14 protein-coding genes are annotated in these 15,210 nt (G+C 47.5%); 9 read left to right on the top strand and 5 right to left on the bottom strand.

Going from position 1 to position 15,210, the window contains the following annotated elements; all coding sequences use genetic code 11:
* Positions 1–46: 46 nt before the first annotated feature.
* The 3 genes from B067_RS0107665 (at position 47) to B067_RS0107655 (ending at position 4,919) form a co-directional block, all read left to right on the top strand.
* The gene (locus B067_RS0107665; protein ID WP_083921380.1) at positions 47–2,374 is read left to right on the top strand and encodes a TonB-dependent receptor; all 2,328 of its coding nucleotides are present in this window, start codon (positions 47–49) and stop codon (positions 2,372–2,374) included.
* Between the two features lie 94 nt (positions 2,375–2,468).
* Positions 2,469–3,821, top strand: a complete 1,353-nt coding sequence (locus tag B067_RS0107660) for a Na+/H+ antiporter NhaC family protein (protein WP_019529493.1) — start codon at positions 2,469–2,471, stop codon at positions 3,819–3,821.
* A gap of 57 nt (positions 3,822–3,878) precedes the next feature.
* Positions 3,879–4,919 (top strand): histone deacetylase family protein, encoded by a 1,041-nt coding sequence (locus B067_RS0107655; protein ID WP_019529492.1) that lies wholly within the window; start codon positions 3,879–3,881, stop codon positions 4,917–4,919.
* Positions 4,920–4,989: 70 nt separating this feature from the next.
* Here the strand turns inward: B067_RS0107655 and B067_RS0107650 are convergent, their stop codons facing one another.
* From B067_RS0107650 to purM, 3 genes are read right to left on the bottom strand one after another with little or no spacing between them, the layout of a single operon-like run.
* Positions 4,990–5,748: a DUF3108 domain-containing protein gene (locus B067_RS0107650; RefSeq protein WP_019529491.1), complete on the bottom strand. Its 759-nt coding sequence runs from the start codon at positions 5,746–5,748 to the stop codon at positions 4,990–4,992.
* The gene (gene purN, locus B067_RS0107645) at positions 5,735–6,424 is read right to left on the bottom strand and encodes a phosphoribosylglycinamide formyltransferase (protein WP_019529490.1); all 690 of its coding nucleotides are present in this window, start codon (positions 6,422–6,424) and stop codon (positions 5,735–5,737) included. The genes B067_RS0107650 and purN overlap by 14 nt, the downstream gene beginning before the upstream one ends.
* Positions 6,425–6,432: 8 nt before the next feature.
* Positions 6,433–7,488, bottom strand: coding sequence for a phosphoribosylformylglycinamidine cyclo-ligase (purM, locus tag B067_RS0107640; RefSeq protein WP_019529489.1), 1,056 nt, complete (start codon positions 7,486–7,488; stop codon positions 6,433–6,435).
* A gap of 227 nt (positions 7,489–7,715) precedes the next feature.
* On the opposite strand from purM, the gene B067_RS0107635 reads away from it, so the two are divergent.
* The 4 genes from B067_RS0107635 (at position 7,716) to B067_RS0107620 (ending at position 11,325) form a co-directional block, all read left to right on the top strand.
* Entirely contained in the window at positions 7,716–8,819 is a 1,104-nt protein-coding gene (locus B067_RS0107635; RefSeq protein ID WP_019529488.1) for a DUF2066 domain-containing protein, read from the top strand.
* 78 nt (positions 8,820–8,897) lie between these two features.
* Positions 8,898–9,959 carry an AI-2E family transporter gene (locus tag B067_RS0107630; protein WP_019529487.1) on the top strand — a complete coding sequence of 354 codons (1,062 nt, stop codon included), beginning with the start codon at positions 8,898–8,900 and terminating at the stop codon, positions 9,957–9,959.
* 27 nt (positions 9,960–9,986) lie between these two features.
* Positions 9,987–10,688, top strand: coding sequence for a DnaA regulatory inactivator Hda (gene hda / locus B067_RS0107625; RefSeq protein ID WP_026244509.1), 702 nt, complete (start codon positions 9,987–9,989; stop codon positions 10,686–10,688).
* A gap of 55 nt (positions 10,689–10,743) precedes the next feature.
* The gene (locus B067_RS0107620) at positions 10,744–11,325 is read left to right on the top strand and encodes an NUDIX domain-containing protein (protein WP_019529485.1); all 582 of its coding nucleotides are present in this window, start codon (positions 10,744–10,746) and stop codon (positions 11,323–11,325) included.
* Here the strand turns inward: B067_RS0107620 and greB are convergent.
* On the bottom strand, positions 11,307–11,813 hold the full coding sequence (gene greB, locus B067_RS0107615) for a transcription elongation factor GreB (RefSeq protein ID WP_019529484.1): 507 nt from the start codon (positions 11,811–11,813) through the stop codon (positions 11,307–11,309). The genes B067_RS0107620 and greB overlap by 19 nt on opposite strands.
* A 1,366-nt stretch (positions 11,814–13,179) precedes the next feature.
* Between greB and B067_RS0107610 the strand changes: the two genes are divergently transcribed.
* The gene (locus B067_RS0107610; RefSeq protein ID WP_019529483.1) at positions 13,180–13,725 is read left to right on the top strand and encodes a hypothetical protein; all 546 of its coding nucleotides are present in this window, start codon (positions 13,180–13,182) and stop codon (positions 13,723–13,725) included.
* 135 nt (positions 13,726–13,860) lie between these two features.
* Positions 13,861–14,340, top strand: a complete 480-nt coding sequence (locus tag B067_RS21210) for a hypothetical protein (protein WP_019529481.1) — start codon at positions 13,861–13,863, stop codon at positions 14,338–14,340.
* Positions 14,341–14,595: 255 nt separating this feature from the next.
* On the opposite strand, the gene B067_RS19900 is transcribed toward B067_RS21210, so the two are convergent.
* Positions 14,596–15,069: a threonine/serine exporter family protein gene (locus B067_RS19900; RefSeq protein WP_019529480.1), complete on the bottom strand. Its 474-nt coding sequence runs from the start codon at positions 15,067–15,069 to the stop codon at positions 14,596–14,598.
* Between the last annotated feature and the right edge of the window lie 141 nt (positions 15,070–15,210).

Here is a 15,210-nt window from a genome sequence, read left to right as displayed (position 1 = left end):
CGTATTTCATGCGAATACTCTAGCACAATAATAATGGGGAGCACCTATGTACCAACACAAAACACTGGCCTTAAAGAGCATAGCCGTAGCAATAATGAGCAGTGCGGCACTGAATGCCGGGGCCTATCAGCTTGAAGAAGTTATGGTGACTGCGCAAAAGCGTCAACAAAGCGCGCAGGACGTCAGTATAGCGATTACCGCCTTTGGTAGTGAATCGATTAAAGATTTAGGTATGGAGCAACCCATCGATGTTGCCGCACAAACACCGGGTTTGTTTATTAAAAACGGTATAGGCGTAGCCAACCCCTACATCAGCATACGCAATGTCGGCCAATCGCTGTTTGTTACTAATGCTGCTCAGCCCGTGGGCATGTATATGAATGAGGTGAATCTGGCCTATACCAGCCTAATGTCACTACCCATGTACGATATAGAGCGCATAGAGGTTTTAAAAGGGCCGCAGGGCACTTTGTTTGGCCGTAACAGCACCGCCGGTGCCATGAGCCTGTTCTCAGCTAAACCCAGCATGGAGGCCGGTGGTGAGTTTACCTTACAGCTGGGTAATAAAAATTTAGTAGAAACTGACGGTTATATTAACGGCCCGCTTAGCGATACCGTGGCGGGGCGTTTTGCCTTTACCAGCAAAAACCGCGATGGTTTTTATAAGAACAATGCCACCGGCAATGAGCTGGGCGAAGTAGAAATGTGGGCCGGCCGAGGTAGCCTGTTATGGGATGCCAACTCGGCACTGACCACCCACTTAGTGCTAGAGGCGGTGAAAGATCGCAGCGGCAACACCCCTTGGGCCAGTTTCGGTATTGCCGATGCCTCTGATCCACAAACCAATGCTGGCGTTGATTGGGTGCCAGGCAATGCCTTTGGCCGCGACGAGGCCTATGGCGCGGGTAATTCTACCGGCTTTGCCGGCAGTAATGCCTGCTCGGAAGACATGAGCCGTAAAGAACTGCAGGCGCAAAATGAACTGGGCCGTTGTGTCACCAGCACTGGCCACAGTGGCGACGGCGATTTATATGAAGGCGAATTCAGTTTAGAGCCGGTTTATCACCACGATCTTTACAGCGCGATGCTTAATGTTAATTACGAAGCCGATGAGGTCACCCTAACCTCGGTTACCGGTTACCTATATTCTGATCGTATCTTGCAGGAAGAGTTTGATGGCACCGCCGCTATTAGTGCCGATCAAACCTATACCTCAGTGACTGATGTGTTTTCCCAAGAGCTGCGCTTGTCAGGCGACAGTGATCATTACAATTGGGTGGCAGGTGTTTACTACGGTGCCGATAAAGTCGATACCAAAGACACTTACGATTACGCCGACACCTGGTTTCACAGCAAGCTGGTGGACTTTGTGCAAGAAACTACCACTTACGCGATGTTTGGCCATACCGAATGGCATATTGCGGATAGTTGGTCGTTAATTGCCGATGCGCGTTACACCGCTGAGGAAATTACTTTTGATGGTGGTACTTATCTTATTGATGTTACCGACGCCGACTTTGACGATTTATTATTTGGCGTGCCGCTAGAAAATCGCCAGCTATCGACGGCTACTGATAATGAAACTACCGCCAATGAAATGACCTGGAAGCTAGGCATAGATTACAAACCCAATGATGACTGGCTGGTATATGGTTTTGTCAGCCGCGGCTTTAAAAGTGGTGGTTACAATGGTACCTGGACCTCTTCTGATGCTGAGTTGATCCCTTACGAGATAGAAACCTTAATCGATTATGAAATCGGTTTTAAAGGCACGCTAATGGATAACACCCTGCAATTAAACGGTGGCGTGTTCTATTACGATTATCAAGATTTACAAGCTTTTGTATTAGATGCCAGCGGTGTGTTTAACGTCAGTAATATACCCGAAACCGACATTTACGGTGCCGAGTTAGAGTTGTGGTGGCGGCCGCTGGATGGATTAGATATACGTGCCGGCGCCTCTTATACCGATGCTGAAATTAAAAAAGTAACCGCCGACCAAATGGCCAACGGTATTCTAGCGGGCAACACTACCGCCAATGCTGCCGAATGGATGTTTAATGGTTTGCTGCGTTATGAGTGGGCCTTGGCGGAAGGTTATATCACTGCTTGGCAAACGGATTTTAATTATCAGGATGATACTTACTTTACCGTGCAAAACACCGAAGCAGCCAGCCAAGAAGGTTTTTGGTTAGCCAACGCGCGGGTGAGTTTACGGCCCGAGGTAGGCGACTGGGAAGTGGCACTATGGGTTAAAAACTTAGCGGACAAAGAATATGTCACAGAAATGTTCCCCGATACGCTAGAGTCCTTGGTGGCTTATAACCCCAGCACACCAAGAACCTATGGCGCGTCCTTTACCTATAAGTGGTAAGGCGACAAGCCTAGCTAAGCGGTATGCTTAATAGGCGCTAAACACATGGCTGTTTAGCGCCTATTAACATTAATTTTCTGTGAGTTCGTTGTCTATGTTAGAGCCTGGTATAGAAAGTCTAATCCCCACGCTGGTGGTGTTAATCACTGCAATAGTATTAAAGCGAGCACTAGAGGCCTTAATTATAGGCGCGCTAGTGGGCTTTATAATGCTGCAACAGCATTTATTTATGTCTGGTTTTTTAAACGCTGTTTTACAGTCTATCAGTAATGAAACGGTAGGCTGGATAGTACTAACCGTGGCCATGTTTGGCAGCATAATTACGCTATTGGTTAAGTCGGGTAGTGCTTCCGCCTTTGCCGGCTCTTTAACCCGATATATCAAAACCGGTCCGCAGGCCTTAATGGCGACGTGGGGATTGGGCTTATTAATTTTTATTGATGACTACCTCAATGCTCTAGCGGTAGGCTCGGCCATGAAAAAGGTTACCGATAAATTAAAAGTGTCTAGAGAAATGCTGGCCTATGTGGTGGATACCACCGCCGCACCGGTCTGTATTTTATTGCCTTTTTCAACCTGGGCGATTTATGTATCGGGTTTGTTGGAATCTAATCATGTTGCCGCTGTGGGTGAGGGTATGCGCGCTTATATTAGCGCCATACCCTATATGTTATATGCCTGGGTGGCCTTGCTGATGCCTCCTTTGCTGGCTAGCGGTAAGCTGCCTTTAATAGGCGGTATGCGTAAGGCGCAGGCACGAGCAGCGCAGGGTCAAACCGTGCCGCTGGGTTTTGTTGAGGATGTCGATGCCGATGACGATAAGCTGAGTGACCAGGGCCGGGTGTTTAATTTTGTGGTCCCCATGCTGGCGTTAATTGGCTTCACCTGGTTGTTTGATGTCGATATTTTAAAAGGGGCTTTCGCTACCTTGGTGCTGATTATTGTGATGTATAGCGCGCAAGGACTAATGCGTTTGCACGACATATTCGAACACAGTTTAACGGGTATGAAATCTATGGTGGAAGTGATCGCCATTTTGATCATGTCGTTTGTATTAAAAGACGTGAACGATCAGCTGCAGCTAACCCCGTATGTGATAGATGTCGCTACCTCTTGGGTGAATCCTCTGTTGCTGCCCTTAATTACCTTTGTGTCGTTGTCTTTAGTGGCTTTTGCCACCGGTACTTTTTGGGGGCTGTATGCGGTAGCGCTGCCGGTAGTAATACCGCTAGCCAATACTATGGGGGTGGATGTGCATTTAATGATAGGCGCGGTTATTTCAGCGGGTGCCTTTGGTAGTCACGCCTGTTTTTATAGTGACTCCACTATCTTGTCGGCACAGGGCAGTGGTTGCCCGCCCATGGCTCACGCCTTAACGCAACTGCCCTATGCGCTAATCGCTGCCACTATAACGGCGCTGGGTTTTCTATTAATCGCGTGGCTGTAAATTGCTTACAGCCTGCTCACACTTGTTACTGAATACTGAAGTCAATTAGAGGTAATTATGAAAATTGTTTATTCAGACGATCAACGCTTGCATGCCTTGCGTTATGAAATGTCGGGCGGTGAGCCCACCCCTTGTTTTGAAAAACCCTCGCGCGCCGATATGGTGTTAGAGCAGGTGGTGAAACAGCAGCTGGGTGAAGTATTGGCCCCCAAGGATTATGGCTTAACGCCTATTACCAAAGTGCATACGCCAGGCTATATACAGTTTTTAGAAAACTGCTGGCCCGCGTGGGAAGCTGAATTTGGCAGCGCCAATGATGCGGTGCCGGAAGCTTTCCCTATGCATGACTTTAGGCATAAAGTGCCGGCCCATATTAAAGGCCAGTTAGGTTATTACGCTTTTGATTTAGCGGTAGGCCTATCGGCAGGCTCTTGGCAGGCCATTAAAAGTTCAGCCAATGTTGCCCTTACTGGCGCAGAGATTATTTGCAGCGGCGAGCGCACGGCTTTTTCTTTGTGCCGCCCCCCCGGCCATCACGCCTCCGCCGATCAAATGGGTGGTTATTGCTATGTAAATAACGTGGCGGTGGCCGCGCAGTATTTTCGCGATCAAGGCTATGAAAAAGTAGCGATACTGGATGTGGATTATCACCACGGCAATGGTACCCAAAGTATTTTTTATAATAGAAACGATGTTTTTGTGGCCTCTATACACGGCGACCCCAATTACGAATACCCTTATTTTAGCGGTCATAGCGACGAGATAGGCCAAGGTGATGGCGAAGGCTATAACTTAAATATACCGCTAACCCTGCACACTACCGATTGGCCGGTATACCGCGAAGCCTTACAGCGTTGCATGGCAGCGATTAAAGATTTTGATTGCGATGTGCTGTTAATCTCTTTGGGTTTGGATACCTTTGAACATGACCCTATCTCATCCTTTAAGCTCAAATCAGAAAACTTTAGTGAAATGGGCGTGCTTATAGAGTCTATGCAGTTGCCTACTTTGTTTGTGTTTGAAGGCGGTTATGCCGTAGAGGATTTGGGGGTGAATACCGCCAATGTGTTGTTGGCGTTTCAGGAGAGTATGGGTTGATACCTACTTGCGAGTAGGTCTTTGGCAGTAGTGGCGGCGCTGTAGTTTACTTTACGTTTATTAACTCTAATTAAATAGACGATATAGGTTTGCCGTCGATTATGGCATTTTGCAATTCTATATTGCTGTCACTACTGCCTTCTTTAAAACGCTGTAAGCGTAAAATAAAATACTGCCAATCTTTGGCTAACCATATCAGCGTGTATTTATCTTTGCCGGGGCGATATTGCTTGAGTTTAATCGCCTTAAAACTACCGGCAGCGATGTTAATCGTTTCCTCCACTAGTACTTCTACCTGATAGTGTTTTAGGTCGTCACCATCAACCAGTTGATAACTTTTTTTAGTAAAAGGCTCGGCTTGGTTGATGAAGTCTAAACGCAATTGCATTTGAAAACTAAGCTGGTCGTAACTGGCTGTTGCCAAAATTAAGGGTGCGCTTTTTGACGTTAGCTCTTGCACGGTGTTAGCGGTGGGGTCAAATTGCAGTGAGGAATTTTTTTTGCGGCTTAAGGGATTGTCGTATTGGTAGCTGAGTGGCTGCAGCTTACCGTCGCTAAGGGTAAAGGTGCTGCGTTCTTTAATCTGACTAAACAACACCTGGGTGATATTGCTGAGCTGCCATTGGTCGCCAGCCTGTTGTTCGAGCTGGCGTTCTAATTTGAGGGTAAAGCCTTTGCTATAAGCCAAATAGTTGGCCTGATAGGGTGCAATTGGGTTTTTGGCCGCAAGCGTGGGGAGGCTGAAGGTAGCAAGGCTGATGATAAAGCTACAGGCCGCTGCCGCTAGGGCGCGATACGGCAAGGTTTTGCGGAAATTAAGAGTAGGCATATCCACTGGCACTCAAAGGTGTTTGATCCAGCATAGCGTAGTTATCGGCAAGTTTTAAGCGCCCTTCTAAAAACCACTGGGCGGCCAGCGGGTAAATACGATGTTCGTGGGCCAAAATACGTTGCGCCAAGCTGCTGGCATCGTCCTGCGCGGTAATGGCGATGCGCGCTTGTACGATAGCGGGGCCGCCATCTAACTCTTCGGTTACAAAGTGCACCGTGGCACCGGCTTCGGCATCGCCGGCATCAATCGCGCGTTGGTGCGTGTTGAGGCCAGGGTACTTGGGTAGTAGTGAAGGATGTATGTTTAGCAGGCGGCCCAAGTAACGTTGCACAAAGCCGGGGGTTAAAATTCGCATAAAGCCGGCCAGTATCACCAAGTCGGGCTGGTAGCTGTCTATGCGTTGAATTAATGCCGCATCAAAACTCTCGCGGCCGTCAAACTGGGTGTGGTCTAACAGTATGGCGGGTATGCCTGCCTTGGCGGCACGCTCTAAACCTAGGGCATTAGGGCGATTACAAATAACCGCCTCTATGCTGGCATTGAGCTGGCCATTGTTGCTGGCATCAATAAACGATTGCAGGTTAGAGCCGCTGCCAGAAATTAAAATGACTAGCTTGCGGCGCTGGCCTTGAGGGTTGGGGGTAGTGTTGGGGGTAATGTTGGTGTCAGTCATGTTGCGTTTTACAGGCCTTGTAGTTCTACCTGCTCTTCGCCGTCATTGGCTTCGGCAACATGGCCAATAATCCAAGCTTCTTCGCCCTGTTCTGATAAGAACTCTAGCGCTAATTGCGCATCGGCGTTGTCCACGCTAATTACCATGCCTACACCGCAGTTAAAGGTGCGGTACATTTCTACGCTGTCTACGTTGCCATTGCTTTGTAACCAAGCAAATACCTCTGGCTGCTGCCAGCTTTGGGTGTCTATTACCGCTTTGCAGTTAGCAGGTAGTACGCGGGGGATGTTTTCTAATAAGCCGCCACCGGTAATATGGGACAGGGCGTGTACTGGGCATTTTTTCATTAGCGCCAATATCGATTTTACATAGATGCGGGTAGGGGCCATTAGCGCCATGCCCAGTGATTGATCACCTAAGGGCATAGATAAGTCAGCGTTGCTGACTTCAATAATTTTGCGTATTAGCGAGTAGCCATTAGAGTGCGCGCCCGAGGAGGCTAGGCCGATTAAGGTATCGCCTGATTTAACCGCGCTGCCATCAATTAACTTAGACTTTTCAGCGACACCGACACAGAAGCCCGCTAAGTCGTAATCTTCGCCTTCATACATACCGGGCATTTCGGCGGTTTCGCCACCGACTAAGGAGCAGCCAGAAAGTTCGCAACCCTTGCCTATGCCTTCTACTACTGCAGCGGCGGTGTCTATATTGAGCTTGCCGGTGGCGTAGTAGTCTAAAAAGAATAGCGGCTCGGCACCGGCTACAATTAAGTCGTTAACACACATGGCCACCAAATCTATGCCTATGGTGTCATGTATACCTAGGTCCATGGCTAGGCGCAGTTTAGTGCCTACGCCGTCGGTGCCTGAGACTAGTACCGGCTCTTTATAGCCCGTGGGTATTTCACATAATGCGCCAAAGCCCCCTAAACCGGCCATCACTTCGGGGCGACGGGTGCGCTTAGCTACGTGTTTAATACGTTCTATCAAAGCATTACCTGCATCTATGTCGACACCGGCATCTTTGTAGCTAAGAGAAGGTTTTGAGGTATTTTGATCAGTCATGAAGATAGGCTCGCAGCGAGTTTTTTGGGCGGCGCTATTCTAGCGGATGTTGCCCTCACACTCTACTAAATTGCCCCGATAAATGGCGGCTGCACTCCTATATTTACTTTCTGTGACTTTACGCCTGTGAATTCGCTAATGAAATAATGATACTCTTGTTACAATAACTGCTTATAAATTAAGTTGTTAGCGTATATAAACAGCGCTATAGCGATGGACTTTGAGTAATGACGATAAAAAAGCACAGTAAATACAGGGTATCTAGCGCATGGTTGCTGGTGCTGTGGTGCCTGATCACGCCCTATGGCCATAGCGCTGAGGTGGCGCGGGGCCTGTATAGCGTAGAGCAAGCGCTGGACTCGCAATCCTACCGCGATCGCTTACGGGCAGCGTCGCAGGGCTTAAGCATCGTGCTGGTGCGTATATCGGGCCATCATAGCGTGCTGGAAAATGACCAAGTTAAAGCCAAAGTCAGGCAGGCGGAGCGCTTTCTTAAGCGCTTTAGCTATTATCGTCAGCCCACGGTGGAGGGCGAGCAAGAGCAGCTGATGATTAAAATGGAATTTGAAGCCAGTTTAATTGATGACTTGCTGCGCAGTGAAAGCCTGCCCATATGGTCGGCTAATCGCCCCTCCATATTAGTGTGGGCGGTAGTAGATGGTGCTGAGGGCAGGCGCTTTGTTGGTGCGGCCGACGGTAACATCGTCGAGGCTATACAGCAGCAAGCGGCGCGCCGTGGCTTGGTGGTTAAACTGCCCAGCTTAGATTTAGAAGATACTATCGCTATTAGCCCCGACGAGCTGTGGCAGATGAACCTGTGGTCGGCCCAGCGCGCGGCGGCGCGTTACAAAGCCGATAGCCTGCTAATAGGCCGTATGACCGCGTTAAGTAATGGTGAGTGGCTGGGCCGCTGGCAGTTTAGCGATCAGGGTGAGCGCAGCGAGATAGAGGGCCAAGCACCGCAGCTGGATGAATATGTGGGCACGGCTATGGATGTGGCGGCGGATCAGCTGGCCAGCAAGTACGCCATAGTGCCGGTAAAAATGTCCGAGGACGGGATAGTTATACGTTTAACCGGGATTAAAGATTTTACTGCTTACGCCCGTGCGGTCGACTATTTGCAAAAGCTATCGGCGGTGCGCTATGCCAATCCCATCTATGTAGAAAATCAACAGCTGTTTATCCACCTTATCGCCGATGGCCAATTAGAACAGCTAGAGCAGACCTTAGCGCTAGGCCAAAAATTAGAAAAAATCGCAGCGCTGGATGCTTTGCAAGCGGCGAACTACCCCGCAGCGCAACTCAATTACCACTGGCCTAGCGCACAATAACCTAGTGCATAATAAGCAAGCCATAAAGAACAAATAGACAATAAATCAACAAGGGCAACACGAATAAAGGGATTAATTATGAGTGACCTACAGCGTTTAATGTTAGCCGCGGCCGTATTGCTAGTCGCTGTGCTGGTGTATTTATTACACCCCATATTAACGCCCTTTTTAGTGGGCGCGTTATTGGCGTATATGGGTGACCCCATAGCGGATAAGTTAGAAACCTGGAAATTAAATCGCACCGTGGCTGTGTGCGTGGTGTTTTTAGTTTTTTCTATTGTGGTCAGTGTAATACTACTTATCACCGTGCCTATGATAGGTAGGCAATTAGATATACTCATCACTCGCATACCGGAATGGTTACACGGTTTGCAGGAATTGCTTATGCCTTTTTTGCAGCGCAATTTTAATGTGTCTGCCGACAGTTTAGGCTTTGATCAGCTGCGTGAAAATATCGGCAGTAATTTAAAAGGTGCCGGTAATGTTGTTGCCATCTTGTGGCAGCGTCTGGCGGGTTCCAGTATGGTGATTATTGCTGTGGTCGCTAATCTATTATTAATTCCCGTGGTGACTTTTTATTTGCTGCGCGATTGGGATTTACTGATTGCCAAAATACGTGCATCACTGCCCAGAAGGTGGGAGCACAAAGTGGTGGCCGTCAGCTCTGAGTGCCATGAGATTTTAGGCGCCTTTATGCGCGGCCAGCTGCTAGTGATGTTGGCCTTGGGTATTATTTACAGCGTAGGCTTGAGCATAGTGGGTGTGGACTTAGCCCTGTTGTTAGGCTTGTTAGCAGGCCTGGCCTCTATAGTGCCTTACCTAGGTTTTATCGTCGGCATAGTGGCGGCCAGTGTGGCAGCGTATTTTCAATTTTATGAATGGTTACCTTTACTGTGGGTGGCGCTGGTATTTGGCGTAGGGCAAGTACTAGAAAGTGTATTGCTTACCCCCATGCTGGTAGGCGATCGCATAGGTTTGCATCCGGTAGCGGTTATTTTTGCGGTGATGGCGGGCGGCCAATTAGCCGGTTTTGTCGGCGTGTTATTGGCCTTGCCGGTAGCGGCCGTGATTATGGTTTGGTTGCGGCACTTACATGCGCACTATAAAAGCAGTGAGCTATACGATGTGGCTAAGTCATAACAGCCTTTTACTTGAATGAGTTTATCCATGCGTTTTTTATACGAGCAACTGCCTTTGGCAGTTCAGCTAAGAGATGAAGCCACCTTTGAAAATTTTTACGCGGGTGATAATGGCTTAGCGGTTAATGAGATTAGCCGTCAGCTACAAAATGGTGAAACCTACATCTTTTTATGTGGGCCCAGCGGCAGTGGTCGCAGCCATTTATTGCAAGCGGCCTGTCACCATGCCGACCAACTGGGGCATGCCTCAGTGTATTTGCCCTTGGATGAATTAAGCCATTACCCTCCTGAAGAGTTGTTTGCCGGCTTAGCGGCGCTGCCCTTGGTGTGTTTGGATAATATCAGCCACGTGTTGGGTAACGCGCAGTGGGAAGAAGCCTTGTTTCATTTGTTTAATCAAATGCGTGAAGCTGACAACTGCCTGTTAATTGCGGCCGATAAAGCGGTGGCGGATTTAGCGATTACTATGCCGGATTTAGCCTCGCGTTTAGGTTGGGGAGCTTTTTACCAATTAAAGCCGCTCAGTGACGAGCAGCGCATAGCGGTGCTAAAGCTACGCGCCGTGAGCCGAGGCTTAGAGTTAAGCGATGAAGTGGCGCAATATATCTACAAGCGCTGCCAGCGCAACATGGAAGCACTGTTAACAACTTTGGCGCAGTTGGATAGAGCTTCCCTGCAAGAGCGGCGTAAGCTGACTATTCCTTTTGTAAAAGAGGTGCTGCATTGGTAGCGGGCATTTATCTAGCTGCATAAGCGGTAAAACGATAAACAAAAAGATTTATCCTATGAGCGATAGCAAAATAAAATTGCCCCAACAGCGCGGACCTTGGTTAAAACTAAGCAGCGCAGAAGTGTATGACAACCCTTGGGTTACGGTTACTCACGAAACTGTCACCACCCCCGGCGGTACTGAGGGTATATATGGCAACATCCATTTTAAAAACCGCGCTATCGTCATCGTGCCCGTGGATGAGGCGGGTAATACTTGGCTGGTTGGTCAGCACCGTTACACCTTAGATGCTTTCAGCTGGGAGCTGCCCATGGGTGGAGGGCCTTTAGATGAAGAACCGCTACTAGGTGCGCAGCGCGAACTCAAAGAAGAAACCGGCTACAGCGCCAAACATTGGCAGCAGCTAATGACATTGCATACTTCTAACTCAGTAACCGATGAAGAGGCGGTGATTTTTTTAGCCACCGGTTTAGTGGCCGGTGAACAGCAGCTAGAAGCTAGTGAGGGCGATTTAATCCGTAAAAAAATGCCGCTAAGTGAGGCGGTAGCTATGGCCTTAAACGGCGAGATTACCGATGCCTTATCAGTAGCTGCTTTGTTGGCGGTGGATAGGCTGTATCAACAGGGCGGCGTATAGCTCACCGCTGCAATATATAATTCTCTGTCACCTTCTGGGGTTTTAAAAATAATATCATCCTCTAGGCTTTTGCCTAATAAGGCTCTAGCCAGAGGCGAGTCCATACTGAGTTTGTTTTGGCGCAAGTCAAATTCGTCGGGGCCGACGATACGGTAGGTGGTTTCTTTACCGTCTTCGTCTTCCACGGTTACCCAGGCACCAAAAAAGACTTTATTTTGGTCGCTGGGCTTGTCGTGTATCACTTTTACATTTTCTAAGCGCTGGGTTAAAAAACGTACACGGCTATCAATTTCGCGCAGGCGTTTTTTGCCGTATATATAATCACCGTTTTCAGAGCGGTCACCATTTTTAGCCGCCTCATGTACTACCGAGGTCACTTGCGGGCGCTCTACCTTCCACAGTTGAAATACCTCATCGCGTATGGCTTTTTCGCCTTCGGGGGTAATGTAAAACGAGCCTTTAGGGCGGGGTGGGCGGTAACGTGACATAACAGTGATTAACTTAGAGTGTTTGTAGTTGGTACGGGTTGCGTTGTGCTCATTATCAAAAAGCGGTGAGTGCTTGTAAAGCTTTTACTGTGGTGGAGTGTCATTGGGAGGTGTGGGAAGCAAGGTAGCTGCCTGCAAGACACGCTGCAAGTACATCCCTGTGCCCAAAGCACTCGCTACGCTCACGGGGCAGGCCCTAAGCTAGGCGCTGGCATCCATGCCAGCGACTGTCTTGCAAGCAGCTACCTTACTTCCTTGAATATCGCGCTTCGTAAGGCAGTTTTAAAAACAGTGTTAAATAAGAAATTAGTACTTGATGCTACGGGCTGAGTTGAGTGTTACGTTCCAGAACCGTCATCAGCAGGGATGCTGATGCCGAGCCCACATGGATGTGTTCACGGCGTGTTCTGGAACGTAACACTCGGCTCAGTTCGTTGCTAAGCTATGGAAGGTATATGTTGGTTATTAGTGTGAAAGCGGAGGAAGCAAGATAGCCGCTTGCAAGACACGCCGTGAATATGTCCATATAGGCTAGGCGCTGGCATCCATGCCAGCGACTGTCTTGCAAACAGCTACCTTACTTCCTTAGGTATTGCGCTTCGTAGGGGGTTAAAAAATAAGATTAAATAAGAGGGCAGTGTTAAATTGTTGGAGCTTAGGTTTGATCTGATATAGCCTGAACCTCTGGTCGTATCAAAATGCTCCGAGGCGGAAGTTCACCTATTGCGTATATGGAACTATAGATATGAAGTGAGGTGACAGCCTATATGATGTTACTTCTTAATTAATGATGAAAAAGTTAGATAATAGAGCCTTTGCCATAATAATTATGGTGTTAATGAGCAAAGTTGAATGTTTTCGTGTAAAAACAATATATTAGCAGCAATAATAAAACGGTAATCAGGGAGTGTTATACCGATTTGTCCGCATAACCCCCTTATTATTCCACAACTTAAACCGACTTTGCCTAGGTTTTCAGATTATACGGACTAGTCGGTATACTAAGCGTTAAATTGCGCGGCAAAAAATAATTATTAGCGGTAGTTCAGCTTAGCTAAAACTATCGTGCCACTCGTTGGCAATCAGGCATCAAGGAATGTGCAACATCATATGTCATCACGCTCGTTCCTAGTGCCATTTACAAAGTTATATTTTATCGGCAAACTCAGTCTATTCGGCAAATGTTGCCACTAATAATAATCAGGGCATCGGAAAGCTCATGTATCTATCGGGTGCCACCACAAACAAAAGCTACGCTAGCGCTACGCAACATCTTATTTTTCGTAGCCAGTGTGGCGCTAATTTAACAAGTTTGGAAGGGACAAAGTGCTGCGCACTTCGCCCCTTCCAAAAGCGTTAGGTTTTTATGAGAGAGTTCAATTTTCCGAAAGCGATTACACTTCGATTAGTTTTGGATCGTGAAGATAAAGCTAAAGGCTTTCCATCTGCTTCGGCAGAAGATATACCTATTATCGAGAAGAACCGCTCTGAAATACTTGGCGCAATGATTACGATCGAAGATCGTATTATTGAAGCAATGAGCAAGTATTTGTTCAAAGAGTCCCAAGATAAGCGAAACTTCTTTATTAATGAGGTTGTTGGAACATCAGATTTCAACTTTTCTTTTAAAAGAAAGGCTTTCACCAGAATGCTCGAGAAGTTTAATCTTCTCGATACCAATGGTATTAAAGAGCTAAAGGCGAATCTAAATAAGCTAATGCTATGGAGAAATGCATTCGCTCATGGTCAGGTAATACACGACCACCATGATGGGTATGTACTCAAATACTATAGCGGTGGTCACCAAGAACTGGTTTTGAATGATGAGTTTTTTGAAAAGGCTGAAGAAATATTCAGAAGTTGCCTGTATGTCTGCAATGGTATTATTCAGTCCCGTGACCTCGAAACCTAACAAGGCCAAGCAATATCAGCCATTTCATGGCTTGGACAGCCTTGCAGTCGCGCTTTTTGTGCATGGCTGCGCCATTGTTGCACAAAAATCACAACTACAAGTCTGCCGTTGTTGGCAGCGTTAAAGCTATAAACCATGAATACGACTCCGAAGAAAATAGATATTGATATTCAGGCTTTAATCGAAGACTTGGGGCTGGACGACGCTTCTGTACAAATATTAAAGTTGAGGAGGCAGGCTGAGTTTGAAGCTGTCGAGAAATACTGCAATATAAATTGTATAAAGAAACAGGAATTAGATGGCGGTTCTGTACAGTTCGGCTGGGTAATTTGGCAAGACAAGGCTGCTCGGTTCACTGAGGCAGAGTTTCATGCAGTTTGGGTGGATGAAAACGGACAGTTTCATGATATTACGCCACGAATAGATAAAGAGAAGCGTATTATGTTCGTTCCTGATAATACTAGAAAGCAGGAGCTTATTAAGGATACTAAAGGTGTCCGAACAAGGTCTTACACCAATCACAAAATGCAAAACGGTGTAATAGTTAAGCCTTCCACAGATTGGGAGGCATACATGGAGCCGGACAAATTAGCACGTATCGGCGCAAAGCTTTAACAAGGTAATCAAGCGCGACTAATCGCTAAAGGGGTCGTAACGATTATTTTTTATACAGCTATGTTCCTGCCGTCCCAGATTCTCGACTAAATCCGTTTTTTTACTTTTGCTGAGCATCCGCTTATGCACGAAGCCAATTGTACGACTTGAGTTGGCCTCAATATCAATTTATCTCAGATTAAGTTTGAGCTGTTACAACCAACAATGCTACAGGTTGTGCTAGCCGCAGTTTGTTACAAGCCACAACAACAATGCTTAAAGGCTACGCTTAGGCGGCGTAATCACGTTGGCAAAAATAATCCCCGCCACTAGCGACATAAAAACCAAAAAAGCCTGTTGCCCTAATTGATCGCCAGCAAATTGCTCTTGCCCAGAAATAGCACGGTTTAGCAAAATAAAAATCTTAGAGCCAGGCACTAACACTACCAGCCCCGGTAGGGAGGGGATGAGTGCCGGTGATTTCATCATGCGGGCATAGAGGTTGCTAAAAATACCCACCGCAAAAGCGCCGATAAACGCACCTAAGGCGATGCCAAACACAGCACCACCCCACAGGCTGGCGCCATAGGCTATGCAGCCCGAGGCTAGCATCCAAGGTATGTCTTTGCTGCGCGCTTTTAAAATAATGGTGAGGGTAATGCTTAGGGTTGCTACGGCTAGCCAGTTGCTCCAGCTAGTGTTAAACGTCACAGCCTGAAACTGTAGCGGCCCTAAAAAGGCAGAGGCCAAGGCTATGCCCAGCCATGACCAAAGAAAAATAATCGTTACGGCCCCTTTAATTCGCTTTAATTAAGAATTTCTAAGTAATTACCCGGGCTTCAAGTACACCATCTTTGATATTGGGAGTGTTGTGGGATTATTTGCCTTTGC

It is taken from the genome of Dasania marina DSM 21967 (genome assembly GCF_000373485.1).
In the GTDB taxonomy this organism is placed as follows: Bacteria; Pseudomonadota; Gammaproteobacteria; order Pseudomonadales; family Dasaniaceae; genus Dasania; species Dasania marina.
This window is presented reverse-complemented; position numbering and strand designations above follow the sequence as displayed.